This window comes from Rhizobium sp. CG5 (assembly GCF_023701945.1).
In the GTDB taxonomy this organism is placed as follows: domain Bacteria; phylum Pseudomonadota; class Alphaproteobacteria; order Rhizobiales; family Rhizobiaceae; genus Allorhizobium.
In genome coordinates, this window is record NZ_JABAEF010000016.1 from 1 (window position 1) to 20,278 (window position 20,278).

General features: G+C 61.0%; 17 protein-coding genes. 4 read left to right on the forward strand and 13 right to left on the reverse strand.

Going from position 1 to position 20,278, the window contains the following annotated elements:
- The 3 genes from HGO38_RS22635 to treY all read right to left on the reverse strand — a co-directional run.
- The coding region (locus HGO38_RS22635; RefSeq protein ID WP_250958094.1) for an alpha/beta hydrolase family protein at window positions 1–757 on the reverse strand (757 nt) is incomplete at its 3' end.
- A gap of 145 nt (window positions 758–902) precedes the next feature.
- Window positions 903–2,975, reverse strand: a complete 2,073-nt coding sequence (locus tag HGO38_RS22640; protein WP_250958095.1) for an ATP-dependent helicase — start codon at window positions 2,973–2,975, stop codon at window positions 903–905.
- Window positions 2,976–3,055: 80 nt separating this feature from the next.
- Complete coding sequence (gene treY / locus HGO38_RS22645; RefSeq protein WP_250958096.1) at window positions 3,056–5,713, reverse strand: malto-oligosyltrehalose synthase; 2,658 nt, start codon at window positions 5,711–5,713, stop codon at window positions 3,056–3,058.
- A gap of 196 nt (window positions 5,714–5,909) precedes the next feature.
- On the opposite strand from treY, the gene HGO38_RS22650 reads away from it, so the two are divergent.
- A complete protein-coding gene (locus HGO38_RS22650) occupies window positions 5,910–7,475 on the forward strand; it encodes a phospholipase D-like domain-containing protein (protein WP_250958097.1) in 1,566 nt (521 codons plus the stop codon).
- Here HGO38_RS22650 and HGO38_RS22655 read toward each other — a convergent pair.
- Window positions 7,373–8,305 (reverse strand): lysylphosphatidylglycerol synthase domain-containing protein, encoded by a 933-nt coding sequence (locus tag HGO38_RS22655; RefSeq protein ID WP_250958098.1) that lies wholly within the window; start codon window positions 8,303–8,305, stop codon window positions 7,373–7,375. The genes HGO38_RS22650 and HGO38_RS22655 overlap by 103 nt on opposite strands.
- A gap of 86 nt (window positions 8,306–8,391) precedes the next feature.
- Here HGO38_RS22655 and HGO38_RS22660 point away from each other — a divergent pair, with 86 nt between their 5' ends.
- Complete coding sequence (locus HGO38_RS22660; protein ID WP_250958099.1) at window positions 8,392–9,138, forward strand: endonuclease/exonuclease/phosphatase family protein; 747 nt, start codon at window positions 8,392–8,394, stop codon at window positions 9,136–9,138.
- A 2-nt stretch (window positions 9,139–9,140) separates the two neighbouring features.
- Here HGO38_RS22660 and HGO38_RS22665 read toward each other — a convergent pair whose 3' ends face one another.
- From HGO38_RS22665 to HGO38_RS22675, 3 genes are all read right to left on the reverse strand, one after another.
- Window positions 9,141–9,566: a response regulator gene (locus HGO38_RS22665; RefSeq protein WP_250958100.1), complete on the reverse strand. Its 426-nt coding sequence runs from the start codon at window positions 9,564–9,566 to the stop codon at window positions 9,141–9,143.
- Window positions 9,563–10,693: a PAS domain-containing protein gene (locus HGO38_RS22670; RefSeq protein WP_250958101.1), complete on the reverse strand. Its 1,131-nt coding sequence runs from the start codon at window positions 10,691–10,693 to the stop codon at window positions 9,563–9,565. Before HGO38_RS22670 ends, HGO38_RS22665 begins: the two co-directional genes overlap by 4 nt.
- 143 nt (window positions 10,694–10,836) lie before the next feature.
- Window positions 10,837–13,716: a hybrid sensor histidine kinase/response regulator gene (locus HGO38_RS22675; protein ID WP_250958102.1), complete on the reverse strand. Its 2,880-nt coding sequence runs from the start codon at window positions 13,714–13,716 to the stop codon at window positions 10,837–10,839.
- A 195-nt stretch (window positions 13,717–13,911) separates the two neighbouring features.
- On the opposite strand from HGO38_RS22675, the gene HGO38_RS22680 reads away from it, so the two are divergent.
- Complete coding sequence (locus tag HGO38_RS22680) at window positions 13,912–14,412, forward strand: YciE/YciF ferroxidase family protein (protein WP_250958103.1); 501 nt, start codon at window positions 13,912–13,914, stop codon at window positions 14,410–14,412.
- Window positions 14,413–14,495: 83 nt separating this feature from the next.
- Here HGO38_RS22680 and HGO38_RS22685 read toward each other — a convergent pair whose 3' ends face one another.
- The 5 genes from HGO38_RS22685 to HGO38_RS22705 form a co-directional block, all read right to left on the reverse strand.
- Window positions 14,496–14,729 (reverse strand): hypothetical protein, encoded by a 234-nt coding sequence (locus tag HGO38_RS22685; RefSeq protein ID WP_250958104.1) that lies wholly within the window; start codon window positions 14,727–14,729, stop codon window positions 14,496–14,498.
- Between the two features lie 114 nt (window positions 14,730–14,843).
- Entirely contained in the window at window positions 14,844–16,691 is a 1,848-nt protein-coding gene (treZ, locus tag HGO38_RS22690; RefSeq protein ID WP_250958105.1) for a malto-oligosyltrehalose trehalohydrolase, read from the reverse strand.
- 142 nt (window positions 16,692–16,833) lie between these two features.
- Window positions 16,834–17,352 (reverse strand): sigma-70 family RNA polymerase sigma factor, encoded by a 519-nt coding sequence (locus tag HGO38_RS22695; RefSeq protein WP_502941616.1) that lies wholly within the window; start codon window positions 17,350–17,352, stop codon window positions 16,834–16,836.
- A 206-nt stretch (window positions 17,353–17,558) separates the two neighbouring features.
- On the reverse strand, window positions 17,559–17,768 hold the full coding sequence (locus HGO38_RS22700; RefSeq protein ID WP_250958107.1) for a hypothetical protein: 210 nt from the start codon (window positions 17,766–17,768) through the stop codon (window positions 17,559–17,561).
- Between the two features lie 153 nt (window positions 17,769–17,921).
- The gene (locus HGO38_RS22705; RefSeq protein ID WP_250958108.1) at window positions 17,922–18,263 is read right to left on the reverse strand and encodes a hypothetical protein; all 342 of its coding nucleotides are present in this window, start codon (window positions 18,261–18,263) and stop codon (window positions 17,922–17,924) included.
- 326 nt (window positions 18,264–18,589) lie between these two features.
- Here HGO38_RS22705 and HGO38_RS22710 point away from each other — a divergent pair, with 326 nt between their 5' ends.
- Window positions 18,590–19,009 carry an acyltransferase gene (locus HGO38_RS22710; RefSeq protein WP_250958109.1) on the forward strand — a complete coding sequence of 140 codons (420 nt, stop codon included), beginning with the start codon at window positions 18,590–18,592 and terminating at the stop codon, window positions 19,007–19,009.
- Window positions 19,010–19,099: 90 nt separating this feature from the next.
- Here HGO38_RS22710 and HGO38_RS22715 read toward each other — a convergent pair whose 3' ends face one another.
- Window positions 19,100–20,227 carry an endo-1,4-beta-xylanase gene (locus tag HGO38_RS22715; protein WP_250958110.1) on the reverse strand — a complete coding sequence of 376 codons (1,128 nt, stop codon included), beginning with the start codon at window positions 20,225–20,227 and terminating at the stop codon, window positions 19,100–19,102.
- Between the last annotated feature and the right edge of the window lie 51 nt (window positions 20,228–20,278).

Sequence of the window (20,278 nt, forward strand, 5' to 3'; positions counted from 1 at the left end):
GACGGGGGTAGTGGTCTGCGCCTGAGTTTGATCTGCTGTTATCGGCATGATTGGCCTCCAGAGAGTTTTCTAGCGACCTCACTCTGCCACGGTGCAGGCCGCTACTCACCCCTGATGGGATCTCAAGCCTTGCATCGCCTAGCCCGAGTTCCGCGGCAAGGTTGCAGGCCCGAGGGCTCGTGTGGGTCCGGCAATCCATCTCAAACTGCTGCGTGTCAAAGCGCCCGCCGGCGAGAGCGGAAATAGTCCAACCGCCCAGTGAATGGCCGATAGCGGCTATTCTCTTTACATCGATCCTGCCGGCAAGATGAGGATCGGCGATCAGGGCGTCGATGACGCGGCTCAGATCACGCGGCCGCTCCCAGAGTGTCGCGGCTTGGGCCGCATCCTTATTGAACGTGGTGGTGCCGGGATGATCTGGAGCTGCAACGATATAACCTTGCTCGACAAGCGCACTTGCCAGCCAGTTCAGATTGCGCCAGCTGCCGCCATAACCATGGGAGAGAACGACCAGCGGCCGCGCCTCTGATGACGGAGCCGCGTCCCTTATGGCGTCGATGCCGTAAAACACGGCGTTTTCGCCGACGGTCACGGCAGGGCCTGACTGGTCATGGACCGGATACCAGACGGCAACATGAAGCGGTCGAGAACCCTCTTTGTCCAAGTCGGTTTCTCGGAAGCCGATAGCGTCGGCAGAAAAGGCGAGCGTGGCAGCCGACAGCCACAGGCCACCGGTGAGAAAAGCAGATTTCAGCATGGGAGCCTCTCTGTTGGAAGAACACGGCTCACATATAAAGAAATCAGATCATCGGAGACCTGAAACACGATCAAGGACCGAACAGCATTCGCTGTTCATGCGCTTTGTGCTGAATGCGGGAACCCTGTCGTGCCGATGGCCCGGTCTATTGCCACATGCCGCGCATGCGGGCGCCGACGTCGATGCGGATCTGGCGGGCGTCGCGTTGGCCGGGCTCATTGGCTTTGACCAGCGGCCAGGCACAGCATTCGAAAAATTGCAGCAGGGTGGCCGGGATGAAGCGGGACCGCGCGGCATAGACATGGCGGTCGCCTTGGGCAGTCTGGCCATGGGTGAAAAAGCGCTGCGGGATGACCAGGTGCAGGCTGTCCTTGGCGCGGGTCATGGCGACATAGAGCAGCCGGCGCTCCTCTTCGATTTCCGCCGTGGTGCCGACGCCGAGATCGGAGGGAATGCAGCCGTCGACGCAATTGAGCAGGAAAACCGATTTCCATTCCTGGCCCTTGGCCGAATGGATGGTCGAGAGGATCAGGTAATCCTCGTCGAGCAGCGGCACGCCGGACTGGTCGCTGGTCGCATCCGGCGGGTCGAGTGTCAGTTCGGTCAGGAACCGTTCGCGCGACGCATAACCGCCGGCGATCTGCTCCAGTTGCAGCAGGTCGGCCTTGCGGGTATCGGCATCCTCGTGGATGCGGTCAAGATGGGGCTCATACCATTCCCGGGCCCGGCCGATTTCCGAGGGCCATCCTGTCGTGTTGCTGCGCACCTCGCGCAACATGTCGACAAAGGCGCCCCAATCGGCGCCCGAGCGCGGCGGCGGGGGAATCTCGGCCAGCGCCAGCAGCGGTTCGGGATCGGCGGCCATGGTTTCCAGCACCTTGCCGGCCGTCTGCGGCCCAACACCCGGCAGCATCTGCAGCAGCCGGAAACCGGCGACGCGGTCGCGCGGGTTCTGGGCAAAACGCAGGATGGCCAGCAGATCCTTGACATGGGCGCTGTCGAGGAACTTCAGCCCGCCGAATTTGACGAAGGGAATATTGCGGCGGGTCAGTTCGACTTCCAGCGGTCCGCTATGGCTCGAGGTGCGAAACAACACGGCCTGCTGCTTCAGCGTCGTTCCGGTCTCGCGGTTCTCGAGGATCCGCTCGACGATGTAATTGGCCTGTTCGGCTTCGTCGCGCACCGTCACAAGCCGCGGTCGCTCGTCCGATTGCCGCTCGGTCCAGAGGTTTTTGGTAAAGCGCTCGCGGGCCAGATCGATCACGCCATTGGCGGCCGACAGGATGGTGGTGGTCGAGCGGTAGTTGCGGTCCAGCGTGATGATATCGGCCGGTGGCGTGAAAGTGCCGGGAAAATCGAGGATGTTGCGGATAGTGGCGGCCCGGAACGAGTAGATCGACTGGGCATCGTCGCCGACTACGGTCAGGCCGCGGCCGCCGGGCTTCAGGGCCATCAGGATCGAGGATTGCAACCTGTTGGTGTCCTGGTATTCGTCGACCAGAACATGATCGAAACGGTTGCCCAGATCCTCCGCCATGCCGGGATCGCTGACCATCTGCGCCCAATAGAGCAGAAGATCGTCGTAATCCAGCACGTTCTGCGCCTGTTTCGCCGCGACATAGGCGGCAAACAGGTCGCGCAGCTGGGTCTCCCAGCTTGCAACCCAGGGATAGTTCAGGCGCAGGACGTCACCGAGCGGCGTTTCGGAATTGACGGCGCGGGAATAGATCGAAAGGCAGGTGCCCTTGGTCGGAAACCGGGTTTCCATCTTGGAAAAGCCGAGTTCGTGGCGGGCGAGATTCATCAGATCGGCGGAATCCTCGCGATCGTGGATGGTGAAATCCGGATCGAGGCCGATCTCATAGGCATAGTCGCGCAACAGCCGTGCGCCGATGCCATGGAACGTGCCGGCCCAGGTCAGGGCATCCGTGAGCACGCCGGCATTGGCACCGAGGATCTTGCCGCAGATGCGCTCGACGCGCTTGGCCATTTCGGAGGCGGCGCGGCGGGAAAAGGTCATCAGCAGGATGCGGCGCGGATCGGCGCCGTTGACGATCAGATGGGCGACGCGATGGGCCAGTGTATTGGTCTTGCCCGAGCCGGCGCCTGCAATTACCAGCAGCGGGCCGCCGATACTGCCTTTTTCCGGTCCGATGCCATGTTCCACAGCCCGGCGCTGGGCCTCGTTCAATGTCTCCAGATAGGCTGTCGCCGCCATTCCCACTCCTGCCGCGATCCCGAGGGAAAAGCTCGGAACGAAGCACGAACGTAACGCATTTGGCAGGCAATGGAAAGCTGTTAGCGTGTGATGAACAGGGCAATCGGATGGTCTTGGAAAAGCGGGCCTACCGGCAGGCTGGGACTGGCCGCGAGGCTTTTGCCGGTGAGCGCGTTCCATAGCGTATGGCCGGTCAACCGATCCGGCAGATGCAGGGTGGTGTTGTCGAAGAGGGCAGGATCGACCCGCAGCGCATCGGCCTGCACCATGCCGAACACGCCGCGCGGCACGACGGTCAGCGCAGTGCCGCTTTTGCTGTCGCGCAGATAGGCGATCACCTGCCCGGCGCCGGGGCCGGAGACCTCCAGCGGCTGGTAGCTGCCTTCAAAGATCGGCGCGGTTTCGCCCTGGCGTAGTTTGAGAACGGTGGCAATCAGCCATCTCTTGTAGTCGCCGAAGCTTGAACGATCAGCGTGCGGCGGCTGGGCCGGCGAGGGGAGCCCAAGCCGTTGCGGGCGACGGTTGTCGGGATCGACCAGCGAAAAATCCATGCGCTCGCTGCCATTGTAGATATCGGGAATGCCGGGCGCCGTCAGTTTGATCATCGTCTGGGATAGGGCGTTGAGCAGGCCAGCCTGCACATAAGGCTGCAGCGTCTCGTCGAAATCGATCAGAAAATCGCGGTTTTCGGCGGAAAACAGCGCTTTGACGAACCCTGCGACAGCGGTCTCATAGTCCTGCTTCGGTGCAGTCCAGCTGGTTCGCAGCTTGGCTTCCCGCAATAGCTTTTCCGTATAGGCCAGAAATCTCCGCGGCAGTTCGTCGTAGAGATCGGGATCGGCAAGGCCGTCCAGGGGCCATAGGCCGGCAAGCGCCTGATAGAGCGTCCATTCGACGGCCGGTTCCGGGACAGGTCGGGTCCGCAGGACCTCGACCAGCGGCGCATTTTGTCGACGCCAGCGTTCAACGCCAGCCAGCCACGGCTCCGGCGCTTCGGTCAGGGCGTAAAGACGCGCTCGCGCATCCTCGCCCCGTTTGGTGTCATGGGTCGACGTGGTGGTGAGGCCTTCCGAAGCATCGGTGGCCCGTGCGACCATGGCGGCATGAAAGGCCGCCGGTCCATTCGAAAGGGTCGGATTTCCCCCCACTTCGTTCAAGCCCAGAACGCCGTTGAAGCGGTAGAACAATGTATCCTCCAGCGATTTCGCCATGATCGGGCCACTCAACTGCTGGAAGCGGGCGCGCAGCCGCGACAGGAGGGCGACATCGATGCCTGGACTATTGTGCTTGAGCAGATCGCGGACGAAGGTGATGGCCTGGCGGGTATCGTCACTTGTCACGATTGCAGCGGCTGTCGCGGCGATGCTCTCGAGCCGCGCCACATCGCCGTCATCGGCGCCACTGGCGGTCGAATAGGTGCGATAGACGGGCAGGGCGGATATCATCGTGCACAGAGCGGTTTCCAACACGCCGGTTGGGAATTCGCGGCCGCTTCGCTCAGTGATCTCGGTCGCAAGAGCAGTCAGCCGATCCACTTCCCCGGCGAAATTCTCGCGGAGCATCTGCGCCTTGGCATCCGTGAACTGGACCTCGTAGGGCCGTTCATCGTCACCGATCTCAGCAAAGGCGGCGTGCAATTGCGCAATGCCTTTCGGATCGCTGAGAGCGTCGGCGAGCGACCAGATGAATTCATAGCCCGTGGTGCCGCTGATCGGCCATGCTTTCGGCAAGGCCTCGTCTCGTTCCAGGATCTTTTCCACGGTGATATAGACGTGATCACCGACGGCAGCCCGCAAACGGGTCAGATAGGCGGCCGGATCGGCCAGGCCGTCGACATGATCGACCCGAAGCCCCTGCACCAGGCCGCGCTTTACCAGATCGAGCACAAGCCGATGGCTGTCTTCGAAGACATCCCGGTCTTCGACGCGCAGGCCGACCAGGCCGGCAACCTCGAAAAACCTGCGGTAACTCAGATGCCGATTGGCACTCTTCCAGCTGGTCAGCCGATAGGGCTGCAGGGCATGCAGATCCTGAAGCGTTACGGCGCCGGGGGAAAGCGCTGCGAGGCGCTGCTGGAAACGCGTGAATGCTTCGGTGTCGCTGCAGATCTCGCCGATGCGGGCATGAAAGGCCGGTGCCTGATCGGGCAGGGCGGGCGGTGCGATCGACAGCAATTGTTCAGCGACCGGATCGTCGCCGATCTCGGCAAGGGCCGTGGCGTAACTCGCCGGGGCCAGCGGATAGAAGCTGTCGTAGTAGCGAAAGGCCAGTGCATGGGTGTGTTGATCGAGTTCGACCGAAATCCGGCCCTTGGCGCATTCCGCCTCGAACGTGTCTCCCAGGAACGGCAGGGTCAGCGGCTGCGACCAGTCGATGTCGAAATGCCCGGAGTAAGGGCTGTCACTGCCCCATTCGACGACGCTGCGCCACCAGCCATTTTCCAGGCTGGCGGCCATATGGTTCGGCACGATGTCGAGGATCAATCCGAGACCGGCCTGCGCCAGCGCGTCGGAGAGTTGTTCAAGACCGGCAAGCCCACCGAGGGCCGGATCGATTTCGTTGCAATCGGTGACGTCGTAACCGTGGGTCGAGCCGCTCGTCGCCGTGAAAACCGGCGAGGCATAGAGATGGCTTATGCCCAGCTTTGTCAGATGCGGAATAAGGGAGATGGCTGATGAGAAATCCGTGCCGTTGCGGAACTGGAGGCGATAGGTCGCCGTGGGTTTGGGCAAGGGCATCAGGTGGCATCTCCATGATCGGTTGATGCGGGAGAACGGTGGGCGCCGGGCTTTGTTCCCGCATTGCACCCGCCAATGGAACAAAATGCCGGCATCCCGGGTTTAGCGACCGGCGCTTGCGGATCGCAGATCCGCGGGACCCGGCACGACAGCGGGTCCAGGGGTAGAGCAAAGGCGGGGTAAGGCTTTGGATAACATGAATCATCACGTTGAGACCAACGGTCTGCAGCCGCTTGAGGCGATCATGCGGCCCGGGCAGAATGTCTGGCGCAAATCGGTGGCCGATCATGTCGGCTTTCTGGTCGACGGTGCGGACTACCACCGGGTGCTGGAAGAGGCATTGGAGCGCGCCAGCGAACAGGTGTTCATTGTCGGCTGGGACTTCAGTGCCGATATCCGCCTGCGCCCGGAAGACCAGGGCTGCGAGCGGCTGGGCGCCTTTCTGCATGGTCTGGTCGAGCGCAAGCCCGAGCTGAAAATCCATCTGCTGATCTGGGCGATGGGACCGATCTATTCCGGCAAATCCTTGAAAATGTTTGGTAAACGTCGCTGGGTTTCGCACAGCCGCATCGACCTTCGCTTCGATACGCACCACCCCGTTCGCGGGTCCCATCACCAGAAAATGGTGGTGATTGATGATGCCGTGGCCTTTGTCGGCGGTATCGACCTGACCGCCAAGCGCTGGGATACACCAGAGCATCGAACCGACAATCCGGCGCGCAAGATGCCGGACGGCACGCCCTATGGCCCGGTTCATGACATGCAGGTCATGCTGGACGGCGATGCGGCGCGCACTGCCGGGGATGTGGCGCGACGTCGCTGGTCGATGGCGACCGGCGAGACGATTGCGCCTGCCCAGAAGCGGACCCGGCCCTGGCCGCGTCATGTGCCGCATGCCTTTTCCGATTGCGAGGTTGGTTTTGCCCGGACCGAGCCCGGCTATCGCGGCAGCCCCATGGTCGGCGAGGCGATGCAGCTCAATCTCGACGCGCTCGCCACCGCCAAGCGGCATATCTATATCGAAAACCAGTATTTCGCCTCGGACCTCGTCTGCGACGTGCTGGCAAGCAAGCTGCAGGAGCCGGATGGCCCTGAGATTGTCGTCGTCACCACCCGCACATCGCACGGGATGATCGAACGGCTGGTTTTGGGCGAGAACCGTGACCGCATGGTGCGCCGCCTGAAACATGCCGATATCCACGGCCGCTTCCGTGCCGCCTATCCCGTTGTGCCGGATGGCAAGGGCGGCGAACAGGAAGTGGTCATTCATTCCAAGGTGATCGTCGTCGACGATACGTTCCTGCGGGTCGGCTCTTCGAACTTCAACCAGCGCTCGGCCGGCCTGGATACGGAACTGGATGTGGCGATCGAGCCGCGCACGAAGGCCGATCGCCAGACCGCGACCCTGCTGCGCAACCGGCTGCTATCGGAACATCTCAGTGTGTCCCCGCATCTTCTGGCCGAAACGCTGGAGGCGACGGGCTCATTGATCGCGGCCTTCGACCGGCTGAATGTCTACGAGCGCGGTCTTCGCCCCTTCAAGGGAACGGCGGCGCGCGGCAAGACGGTTCCGGTGTTCGGCAGCGGCCTTGTCGATCCGAAATGCACCTGGTGGCCGCTGCAGATTCTGGCTCGGCCGTTTGCCGGTCGCGGCCAATCTCAGCCGGCTTCGCTGGAGGCCGGCTCGGCGCTCGGCGAGGCCAGCGTCAGCTCGCTGATAACAAGCAAAATCAGGCCGATCGGCAGTGGGATGAAGAAGTAGACCACCCGGAAGGCAATCAGCGCGCCGATCGAGGCCGCTCCGCCCATCAGATAGGTGATGGTTGCTTCCAGCACCCCCAATCCGCCCGGCACATGGCTGACCAGCGCCGTCAGATTGCCGACCACATAGGCGGTGGTCGTTTCCATGTAGCCGGCACTGGCGTTCAGCAACTGATGCAGACAGGCGGCGACGCAGGCGAAATTGGCCGTGCCGATGACGACCTGGCCAGCGGCGAGGGGCAGGCTCGGCAGGGTGAACGGCCATTTGATGATGGTCACCGAGCCGCGGATGATGGCGGCAGCCATCAAATAGACGGCAATGACGGCAAGGCAGAGGCCGCCGACGAGCCGGGCCGTTACCGGATCCATGCCGCCGACCTTGGCGGCACTTTCCGGCAGGATCAGCAGGCAGAGGCCGGCCAAGGTGATCAAGCCTATGCCAACGGTCAGGCCGCAGAACAGAATGACCTTGGCGATTTCCTCAGCGCTGAGGCCCCAGCGGGTATAGAAGCGGTAGCGCACGGCGCCGCTCGACAGGGCCGCGACGCCGACATTGTGGCCGATCGACAGACCCGTGAAGGAGGCGAGGGCCGCCTTCGGATAGGCAAGCGGCTTGCCGGCATAATGCAGCGCCAGATAGTCGAAGCCGGTCAGGCAGAGATAGGACAGCGCCGCAAAGCCGAGCGACAGCAGAAAGCTGGTTTTTGGAATCTGGGCGATGGAAGACGTGATATCGTCGAGCGAATACTGGCTGAGGGTCCGATAGGCCAGAAACAGTGCTCCGCAGATGGCGATGACGATAACGATGCGGAGCAGAATGGTCTTGGTCATGGTTTATCCTCGTTTCACTCGTGCCTGGCGGAACGAAACCAGGGGCTTACGGGTTCCCACTTTTCCGATTGATCCTGCGAGTTTTTATGAAACGTCCCCTGCGTATCCTCTCCTACAATGTTCATAGCTGCTTCGGCACGGATCGCCGGCTCGATCCGGCGCGCATCGCCGACGTGATCGCGTCCTGCAATGCGGATATCGTCGCCCTGCAGGAAGTCGACGTCGAGCGGGCGCGAAGCGGCGCCATCGATCAGGCGCAGATGATTGCCGCGCATCTGAAGATGACCGCACATTTCAATGCCGCACTGCATCTGGAAGAGGAGCGTTACGGCGATGCGTTGATCACCGCGCTTCCGACCCGCCTGGTCAAGGCCGCCGGCCTGCCGTCGAAAGGCGAACCGCGCGGTGCGCTTTGGGTGGAGGTCATGGTGGGCGAGATCCCGCTGCAGGTCTTCGTCACCCATCTGGGTCTTCTCGGCGGCGAGCGGGTCCGCCAGACTGAGACATTGATGGGGCCAGGCTGGATGGGCGCCCCGATGCCGGCCAATTCCCGCGTCGTGCTGGCCGGCGATCTCAATGCCGTGCCGCTTTCGGCCTCCTACAAAATGCTGGCGCGACGCTACCGGGATGCCCAGACGGAGGACGGCCGTGCAGCCAAGGCAACCTTCCCGTCGCGCCTGCCGCTGCTGCGGCTCGATCATATCATGGTGGGGGAGGGGATCCGGGTTGTGGAGACCAGGGTCGTCAGCGATCGCCTGGCGCGGCGGGCCTCCGATCACCTGCCGCTGCTGGCGGTGCTGGATCTTGATCCGGCGCCGCAGGCCGATCGCTGATATCAGGCGCCGGCGCCTTCCTTCAGCCGCGGCGCGAGAATGAGGCTGGGCGGTGCGTCGTGAATATCGGCGGCGCGCTGAACGAGGCGCTCGACGAAGCTGACCGCATTCTGCAATCCGTTCATCGTATAGGGCTTCTCGATGGCGCCGATCGCGCCAGCAAAATCATCGGGAATGCGACGGACATTGCCGGAGACGAAGACGTAAGGGATGCCGTTCTCATTGAGATGCCGGCCGACATCGATCCCGGTGACACCGTCGATCAGATGAATATCGACAAAGGCAAAGTCCGGCTGCCGAGCCGCGGCCAGCGCCCGTGCCTCGTCGCTCGACATCGCCTGGCCGACGACGGTATGGCCGGCCGCCTCCAGCTCGCTTTCCAGCTCCAGTGCCAGAAGGGCCTCGTCTTCTACAATCAGGATCTTCATGGATGCGCACCTTCGTGGCTGGGATCGATCGGGAGGATGAGTGTCGCCACGGCGCGGCCTTTGTCAGAATCCCTGGCCAACCGCGCACCGAGCTGGCGTGCACAGGTGTCGAGGATCAGCCGGGCAAACGCTTCTTCGTCGGGATTGACCACATTGGCAGCAACCACATCGGCGACCTCGATGAGCAAATGACTGTCCTGATGCTTGACGGTGACCTTGATGAACCCACCGCCCTGCCGAAGTCCGCGACGAACCGGATCGGCAACCAGTTCGTTGACGATCAGAGCAAGCGGCGAGGCCTTGAGGGCCGGCACCAGAACGGGTGAAAGCTCCAGTTCCAGCTGGATATCGTCCCGCCGCAGCCCATTGACCATGTCGCTGACCAGTTCACGGGTGAAGGTGGCGACGTCGAACCGGGTGACATCATGGGTCGTAAACAGCATGCGCTGCACCGTACTCAGCGCCTCGACCCGCTCCAGAACGGAGCGCAATGTGCCGCGGGCCACCTGGTCGTTGCTGGCGCGGGCCTGCAGCTTGAGGATCGATGCGATGGTCAGCAGGTTGTTCTTGACGCGGTGGTCGACCTCGTGGACCAGCATGGTCTTGGCGACCAGCGCCTGGCGAAGGTCGTGGGTCCGCTCCTCGACTTCGCGCTCTGCCGCCGCATGGGCCGCGGCCAGGGCCAGTTCGTTGTTCTTGACCTCGGTGAAATCCAGTTGGGAGGCAAAGAAATAGATGACCTCGCCTTTGGTATCGCGGACCGGGCTCAGATAGAGCGCATTCCAGAACTGCGATCCATCCTTGCGATAGTTGAGGACATTGACCGAGAGGCTCTGGCTGGCATGAATGGCATTGCGGATCCGTTCCACTGCGGCCTTGTCGGTATCGGGACCCTGGAGAATACGGCAATTGCGGCCGACCATCTCGTCTGGCGCATAACCGGTGAGGTCGGAAAAGGCCCGGTTGGAGAAGATGATCGGATTATCGTCCTGGCGCGGATCGGTGATGATCATCGACATGCGGGTCGCCTTGAAGGCGGCGGCGAATGGATCTTCCGACGGCTGCCCGGCCAAAAGGCGGTCTCCTGCGTGCTGCGCGTCGTCTATGGACTGTTGATCGGGATGCATTGACTATCCGGACAGGTTACTACGAATGGAGTGACCTAAATGGACATGGGCGCCCAAAGTTCCAGAAATTCCCGAGGGCTTTTAATGGCTCTGCCGCCCGGCAGTCCGTTCGCCGGGCGAGATCGCTGCATTCGGCGGACTGATCAGGCCCCGCCGCGGCACAGGCGCCGGATCGCATTTTCCAGCGCCGTATGACTGTAGGGTTTCGACAGCACTTCAGCAAAATCGAGACTGTTGGCTTCGGGAGAACGACTGTCCCCGGTGGCGAAGATCACCGGGATCATCGCAAACCGTTGCCGCAGTTGATTGGCAAGGTCGACACCTGAGCCGTCCGGCAGATGGAGGTCGGCCACGAGAATGTCCGGCCGGATCTTATCGACCTCCACCAGGCTTTCGGCGATCGATCCTGCTTCCAGAACGATCATACCGGCATCCTGCAGAATTTCCGTGGTGGAGAGACGGATCAAGAAATCGTCTTCGCAGAGAAGAACGGTGATCGGTGTATTCTGGACGGGTTGGACCGCCTGTGGTGCTGAAACCTCGTTCCTGCCTGTCTTTGCAGAGTCAATCACGTGCCGAACCTTCCGTGCCAATTGATCGCGGGTATAGGGCTTGTTCAGAAACTGAACGCCCGTATCCAATCGTCCGTCATGGACGATCGAGTTCTCCGTATATCCGGAAGTGAACAAAACGCCAATTTCCGGCTTGCGTTCCTTGACCTTGCGGGCAAGCTCGGTGCTCTTCATACGCCCCGGCATCACCACGTCGGTAAACAGGAGATCGAAGCCGACGCCGCTTTCCACAATTGCAAGGCCGCTTGCCGCATCCCGCGATTTCAGCACCTTATAGCCAAGATCGGTCAGCAAGGCCACCGCCGTATCGCGGACCGCATCGTCGTCCTCGACGACCAGGATGGTTTCGGATCCGCCCACGGTGGTGGTGGCCGTTGCCGTCAACACATCCTCATCGCTGAGCGACCGGGGCAGGTAGATCTTCACCGTCGTGCCGGAGCCGACTTCGCTATAGATCTTGATATGACCACCCGACTGCTTGACGAAGCCGTAGACCATCGACAGACCGAGCCCGGTGCCCTTGCCTTCCGGCTTGGTGGTGAAGAAGGGGTCAAAGACCTTGTCCAGGATATCCTGCGGAATGCCGCCGCCGGTATCGGTCACGGCCAACAGGACATACTGACCGGCGGAGACCTCGGCGGTGCGGCGCGCATAGTCGTCGTCCAGAAACGCATTGCCGATTTCGATGGTCAGCTTTCCCTGGCCCTGCATGGCATCGCGAGCATTGATGGCAAGGTTCAGCAGGGCGGTTTCCACATTGGTCGGATCGACCTGCGTATTCCATAGGCCGCCCGCCACCATGGTGTCGATCTCGATCGCTTCACCGATACTGCGGCGAATGAGATGGTCCATGTCCCGGATCAGCCTGCCAAGATTGACGACCTTGGGGGCCAGCGGCTGGCGCCGGCCAAAGGACAGCAATTGCGAGGCAAGGCTGGCGCCGCGCATCGTTGCCGTCAGCGCATTGTCCAACTGCTTCATGGCCTTGTCGTTGCCCGAGACATGCTTGGTCAGCAATTGCAGGTTGCCGGTCACCACCTGCAGCAGATTGTTGAAATCATGCGCTATGCCGCCGGCCAGATTGCCGATCGCCTCCATCTTCTGGCTCTGGCGCAACACCTCCTGTGTCCGCTCAAGTTCGCGGGTTCGCTCTTCAACCCGGTTTTCCAGCACCTCTGCCAGATACTCAAGTTGCGCTTCGGTGTTTTTCTGGTCCTCGATATCGGTATTGGTGCCGATCCATCGCAGCAGGGTTCCATCGGCGCCTCGGCTCGGAATGGCGCGGGTCAGGTGCCAGCGATACTGACCGTCATGGCGCTTCAGCCGAACCTCGACATCGAGCGGGTGTTCGGTGCGTTGCGCTTCGGCCCAGGCTTGCGTGACCTCGGAGCGATCGTCGGGGTGAATGGTGCCACCCAGTTTTTGGCCAATCAGATCATCCTGCGTGAGGCCGGTATATTCATAGACACGATCATTGCACCATTCCAGGGTGCCATCCGGCTTGACGGACCAGGCATGGTTGGGGACCGATTGGGCCAGGGAGCGGAAGCGGCTATCGTTCTCGCGGGCTGCGTCCTCGGCAAGCTTCTGTTCGGTCACCTCATGGCCCTGAACGAAGATACCCGTTGTCTGACCGTCCTTGTCCTTCAGCGGCTGGAAGATGAAGTCGAGATAGCAGTCTTCCAGCTCGCCATCAGGGCCACGATTGAGCGAGATTTTTGTGGCGCGAGCCTCGAAGACGTCGCCGCTGGAATAGACCGCATCGAGAACGGTGACGAAGCCCTGGTCGACCACTTCCGGCAAGATATCTGCCACCCGGCGGCCGACCACTTCCGGTCGGCCGACCAGGCGCCGATAGGAGGCATTGGCGAGATCGAATATGTGGTCCGGACCCCGCAGAACGGCAGTGAAGCTCGGAGCCTGCTCCAGCAGCGAGCGTAGATAGTAGCGTTCCTCATCAAGCAGGAGATTCTGGTCGCTGAGGGCGCCGGCCCGGTTCAGGATGTCGGTCTGGACCTTCCAGTCGGTGCCTGCCATCTGGCGAAGCTTGTGAAATTCCGTGACGTCCACGGTATGCTGCAGGATGAAGGCGGTCTTGCCGTCATCGTCGCGGATCGGTGTGTGGGTGGCGCTCCAGTAGCGCTCCTCCATCTCGCCGCTGGGAAGGGCGATCGGGTAGGTGATGAGTGGAATGTGATCGACTTTGCCTGTTTCGAAAACGCGGGCCAGCGACGTCCGCAGCATCCGGCCCGGGCCAGAATTGGGATCGCTCGGGAAAGCATCGAACATTTTCCGGCCCAGAAGATCTTCCCGCTTGCGCATGGTGGCCGCCAGATAGGCCACGTTCATGCCAACCATCACCAGGTCCCTGTCGACAAGGACATAGGGATTGGGGGCCTCGTCGAAGAGTTTTTCAAGGTTCAGAGACGTGAGAGCGGTTTGTCGAAACATGGGGCGTCGGAGAACCTTATGGCAAGCTGCAGCTGCAGCACGGTGGCTGAGAAGTGGCGTGCAACGCGCACAGCGTCAAGTCGATATACGCGGCATCTTCCCCAAAATTTTACAGGAAAATGCCAAGACGAGGAACAAAGCGGCGAAAGCAGGGTTTGGGGCGGGTAAGTTAGAGAAACTCAGGAGACACCTCAAATGGCAGACAAGACATTGGACGACCTCTTCCATGAAACGCTCAAGGACATCTACTACGCCGAGCGCAAGATCCTGAAGACCCTTCCGAAGATGGCACGGGCCGCTCAGAATCCGAAGCTCAAGGCTGCGTTCGAGAAGCACAAGGATGAAACCGAAGGCCAGATCGAGCGCTTGCAGCAGGTTTTCGAACTGATCGGCAAGCGTCCTCGCGCCAAGACCTGCCCGGCCATCGACGGCATCGTCGAGGAAGGCGAAGAGATCATGGACGAGTTCAAGGGTTCGCCCGCTCTCGACGCTGGCCTGCTGGCCGTAGCCCAGGCTGTGGAACACTACGAGATCAGCCGCTACGGTACGCTGGGCGCGTGGGCCAAGCAGCTTGGCCATTCGGAAGCCGTAACGCTTTTGGGGCAGACTTTGCAGGAAGAGTCGAAGACCGACGCTGACCTGTCGAAGCTGGCCGAGACCGCCGTCAATACCGCGGCCCAGAAAAAAGCGGCGTGATAGCCATACGGTTTCATGCCAAGAAGGCCGGGTGCAAATTCTGCACCCGGCCTTTTTATCGTTGAAAAGGACTGACGACGCCGTCAGGCGCCCACCGTCCTGAGTGAAATGTGGCCGCTTGAGAGTTTCCGCATCCGGCCGGTCAGATCCTGCTGGCGCAAAACGATAGCACCCTTCTTGTCGCGGATCTGATCCGCTTTGGCCCTGGCCGCCTCGACCGCCAGACGATGGCTCGGATAGACGGGTGACTGGGTGCCATCGAGCAGGAAGATCCAGCCGTTGGGACGGGGCAGAATATCGCAATACAGTTCTGTCATGAAAATGCCTCCTTCGTTGTCGATTTCAAACTGCGAAGGAGGCACTCGGGTTCCATGACCGCCGTTAAAAATTCGCAGCGGCCGGTTGCCTTAAACGGATGAGCCCTGTTCTGTTTAGGGAGTGTCCGGCAGGCTGGCGCTGCCAACGACCACGCTGAAGGCCGGCAATTGGCCACTTTGGGCCAGCAGGCCAACGGCCCCGTCCGGCTGTTGATGGACAATCTCGCCCGAGAGCCCCGGCAACGCCTTTTGTGCATCAGTCAAGTTGGCGCGCAATTGCAGCAGCCGGTCGCCGAGCCTCCAATCGATGGCCAATGTTCCTTCGTCGCCGGTCATAGCCCGGCCTGAATGGCCACCGGCTTTCACCAGTCCCGGCATCACATGCTGGTGTCGCTTGGCCAGAAGATCGGCCAAAAAGGACCGCTGGTGGCGCCCGTGCGGCGTGTCGGCTTCTGCCGGATCGAGTTTCGAGGCGAGAAACGTACCGACGGCATTGGGCTCCGGCAGGTCGCCCGGCCCCTGGACCTCAGGGGGGATGGCGCCGAAATTGCGGCCCTCTTCAAGCCGGCTTTCCCGGTAATCGGCGGCGACGTCGGCCGGATGATCGCAGAAAAACTGGAACGGCCGCGTTGATCCATAGTCCTCGCCCATAAACAGCATCGGGATCTGCGGCGAGAGAATGAGAATGGCCATCAGCGCTTCGATGACCGGACGATCGGCCAATGTGGTCAGGCGCTCGCCCAGCGCACGGTTGCCGACCTGATCGTGGTTCTGCAGAAAGTTGACAAAGGCCTGCGGCGGCAGATGGGCGCTTTTTTCGCCGAGCGGGGCTCCGCCGTTCTGGGCCTTCGGTTCACCCTGATAGACATAGCCTTCGGCCAGAGCACGGCTCAGCCGCCGGAAAACGTCATCGGCAAAATCCTCGAAATTTCCCATTGTCTCACCGGTCGCGATGACATGGGTGACATGGTGAAAATCGTCGTTCCAGGTGGCGTCATAATAGAGCGGGGTGTCCGGCGCGTCGCGTTCCATCGTCCAGACGGGATTGCGCAGATCCTCGGTCAAGAGATGAATGTGGCGGCCTGGCAGGTCGTGTCTGAGCCGCGAGGCCAGTTCCAGCAGCATATGCGGCTTTGACCCGTCGTCGGCGATCTGGTCGACGGCGTCGAGACGCAGTCCGTCGAGGCGGTACTCGTCCAGCCATTGCAGGGCATTGTCGATGAAGAAATCCCGCACCGGCCGCGCCGAGAAATCGATTGCCGAGCCCCAGGGCGTGTGGCGGTCGGCATCGAAGAAATCCGGCGCATAATGCGGCAGGGAATTGCCAAACGGGCCGAAGTGATTGTAGACGACATCGAGCAGGACCGACATGCCGAGCCCATGGGCTGCATCGACAAAGGCCCGCAACTCGTCGGGCGTGCCATAGGCATGGTGGGGAGCAAAGAGCAGCACGCCTTCATAACCCCAGCCGCGCTCGCCAGCGAACTCGGCGACGGGCATGATCTCGATGGCCGTGATGCCAAGCTGCTGCAGGGCGCCGAGCCTGGCCTGCGCTGCCGCAAACGTGCCTTCCGGGGTAAACGTGCCAATGTGCAGCTCATAAAGTACCGTTTCGTGCCATGGCCTGCCCGTCCAATTCGCGTGACGCCATGGATAGGATGCCGGATCAACCAGCACGGACGGGCCGAAAACGCCCTGCGGCTGAGACCGGGAGGCCGGATCCGCAACAGCAGTGCCGTCCGGCAGGAGAAAGACATAAGGGGTGCCGGGCGCGATGTTGGACGCTTTTGCCTCGAACCAACCCTCATCGGTCGGCTGCATTGGTATGTCCTGGGCCTTGTCCTCAGGGTCGATGCGGACGGTGAGCCTGTCGAGTGCCGGCGCCCAGAGGCGAAAGCATACGGTGCCGTCGCCGGCGATACGGGTGCCCCATTGCCTGAAAGAAGGAGTGTCCTGCTGCACGAAATTCCCCTTGTTGCCTGAAAGCGGAAAAGGAACCGCCATGGGCCAAAAAGGTTCCAGCTGTTCCTGTTTCAGACCATGGATGGTTTAGGAAAGCCGCGTTTCCTGCGCACGCGGCAAAAAAAACGGCGCCCTGGGGTTTTCAGACGGGAACGGCCGGTTCGCCCAGTTCCATGCGAAGTTGATGGCGGGCGCGGTTGAGACGGCTCTTGACCGTGCCGACGGGACAGCCGCAGATCACGGCGGCATCCTCGTATCGCTCTCCCAGCATGACGACGAGAATGACGATTTCGCGGTGGTGCTGGGGCAGGCGATTGAGGGCGCGCTTGATATCATCCTGTTGCACCGACCAGTCCTGGCTTGCCTCCGTCGTCAGGCTGTCGGCGACGCAATCGTCCAAGCCGACGGTCTCGCGGCTGGATTTCTTGATACGCGTACAGAACGTGTTGCGCATGATGGTGAAAAGCCATGACTTCAACCGCGTGCCCGGCTCGAACTTGTCGAGATTGGCCAGCGCCTTCAGCAACGTTTCCTGGACGAGATCGTCTGCCTCTTCGGGCTTACGGCAGAAGGTACGGGCAAAGGCCCGAAGCGCCGGTATCAGTTCGACGACTTTGCGCTCGGCTGATTTGTTGCGTGCTTGGATTGACAATCCCGCCATCCCTCCCGGTGCGTCTTTGCGTGGAATACCGGCGGAAACGCATCGGCGCTGTCCTTGGTTCCAAACATTCCACGTCACATGAAGGCGGAAGAATGCAAGCAGTCTGGAGAGGAGGCACGGTTGCCCGTATGATCGAAAAGACCCGGGTGGAGATTGAAAAGCGAGCCCAGCGGGCGGCGGTCTTCTATGTCATGGGCCGGTCGACCCTAGAGGTAGCGGACCCGCTCGATGATGGCCGACTGATCGGTCACGCCGCTTTGATAAAGTTCGATCGCCATGGCCGCCACATGGCCCGCTTTCTCATGCCTGTCGCGGCTGGCGCTTTCGCCACAGACGGCAATGACGACGTTTTCCAGCAAAGCCAGATCGTCCGGCGACAGAAAGCCAGTCTGTACGGTGAGGCTGCCTTCAGACATACCACTCTCCCATTCCGTCAGGTTCCGAGTGTCAAACGCCCGGCATGATCGTGGCCAGAATAACGGCACGATAGTCGGGGACGGGTCACAATGCAACCGGGCCGCGGACCGACGCGATGGTCAAGGGCAGCATTGTGTCGGTCTCGGCGGCCGTTAAGGCTCTGCGTGCCGATCGCCGTTGTCCACGGATTCGGCTTTTTTGCTCTTCGGTTTTTCGGCAGCAGGGGCGGGTGTTTGTGCGTCGTCGTCGTCGTGATCTTCGCCTGGCCGAACTTCATCCATTCGGTGCTTGATCGCCAAGGCATAAATGACATCCAGAACATTTCGATCCGTGACATCAGGGTCGGTCAGAGCGAAAAGGGACGCGCGAACAATCTTTTTCCCGGACGTCTTGGGACAGCGCTTCTGCACGAAATCATAAAGGCTGCGGCCCGAATGCCCTTCCGTGGCACCATCGACAAGTGCCTCGTAGATCTTCTTTCGCTTCGCACCCATTGCAACGATCCTCCAAATTGCGTTGCGCCATAATCGTTCATTCAAGTGTCACAATCAAATTGCCGTCATAGCCTTGGCCGGCGCGTCAAAAAACGGCTGTGACCCAGTCTGGTTCAAATCAGTTGGGTTATTCTTCATCAGGAAATCTCGGGGTCTTGATTTTGCAGTGCAATACTCTTAGGCATTTCAGGGCCGTTGTTACCGTTGCTGTTCCATATGTAAAACACCATCAATGCTTGTTGTTCAATGCGTCATAGGAGCCTTAAGCTTTGCCAAGTCTCAATCGCTTCCTTCGTTTGCGCAGGATTTTCGTGCGGACCAGGTGGATGGTCCTCACCAAGTTCTGGGGAATGGATATTCATCCCACGGTTGAGTTCTCGCTGAGTGCACGGTTCGACAAGACCTATCCCAAAGGTGTCCATGTTGCTGAGAAGACCTATGTGGCCTTCGATGCGGCCATCCTGACCCACGACCGAACCCGCGGCATCTACAAGCACACTCGCATCGGCAAGAACTGTTTCATCGGCGCCAGGAGCATCATCATGCCGGGCATCACGATTGGCGATGAGTGCATTGTCGGTTCGGGCGCAGTCGTCACCAAGGACGTGCCAAGCCGCAGCATCGTGGCGGGCAATCCGGCCACCATCATCAAGAGCGGCATTCCGCTGGTGGAATACGGGGCCTATGAATCCGCCGACGAAACCCGGCGCATCTTCCGCGAAAAAGAAAAGGCCGAGGGTCGGTAAAGCGGCATTTGCCCACCACAGATAGAGGTGCGGAGTGTCGTTTGATGTCGACCGCCGGAAAGCCATCCTCTTGATAGAGGAATGGACCGGCTATCGCCGGTCGGGGGCGTTTTTCAGGCAATCCGCAATTGCATCCCACATCGGCGTGCGGTTCATGCTGTCGTCGAGCGGCAAGGCGCGATGCGGGATCCCGTCTTTTCGTGGCCGATGGGCATTGAGCCAGGTGTTGCGGTTCGAATAGCCCCAGGTCAGCAACTTCTTCACGGCCGGTTCCTCGAAGGCCGTTTCGAGAAACAGCCGTGCATGTTCCGCAACCGCTGCATCGCGAGCCTCGATCTCGGGAGCCAGGCGCTGGTCGTCGATATCGAACTCGGTAATACTGATATCAAGCCCGAAATCTGCGATGTCCGCCAGAAAGCGGCGAAAGGTCTGCGGCTTGAAATTGTTGCCGACTTTCAGATGCGACTGGATCCCGAAGCCATCGATGGGAGCATCACGCGTTTTCAGTTGTTCCATCAGGCGAAGCGCCGTCAGCCGTCGCTGATCCTCTCCAGCGCTGACATATTCGAAACCGAAATCGTTGTAGACCAGTCTTGCGTGCGGATCCGCCTCCTTGGCGGCAAAGAAACAATCTGCGATGAAGCCGACGTCCCCTGCGGCAAAGGGCGGCCATTCTCGCATCCCGTCGGCTCGCCCGCTGGTGTGGTCGATCATCTCATTGATGACGTCCCATTCGACAACCCGGCCGCGAAAATGCCCCATGACGTCACGCACGCGCTTCAAGATCAGATCGCGTCCCTGCGGGCCGGTGATGTCCTGCTTTGCCCAGGCCGGCATGTTGAGATACCAGACGGCCGTATGGCCCCGCAGGTCCATGGAATTGCGTTTGGCAAAGTCTGCCACGGCTTCCGAGGCTTGATAGTCCGGTTTGCCCCTGACCTGTTCGACGGCACCCCATTTCATATCGTTCTCGGGAACGACAATGGCGCAGTCGCGGGCGATCGCTGCTGCCAGGTCAGGATTGGCGGCCAGATCCTTTGCGCCCACGGCACAGCCGAACGCAATGCCTCTAGCCGCTCCGAAATCTTTCAGGCTCGGATCCGGTGCGGCAAACGCCGCGGGAGCAAGGGTACCGATCGCCAGAACAGCAGCCGAACCGGTCAGAAGATCGCGCCTTTTAAGCGAGAAGGCCGCGTGGGCATGGCGTTTCGTAGGCATCCGTGTCTCCTGTAACGGACCTGGCCGGGACGATTTCCCAGGGCAAGGCCA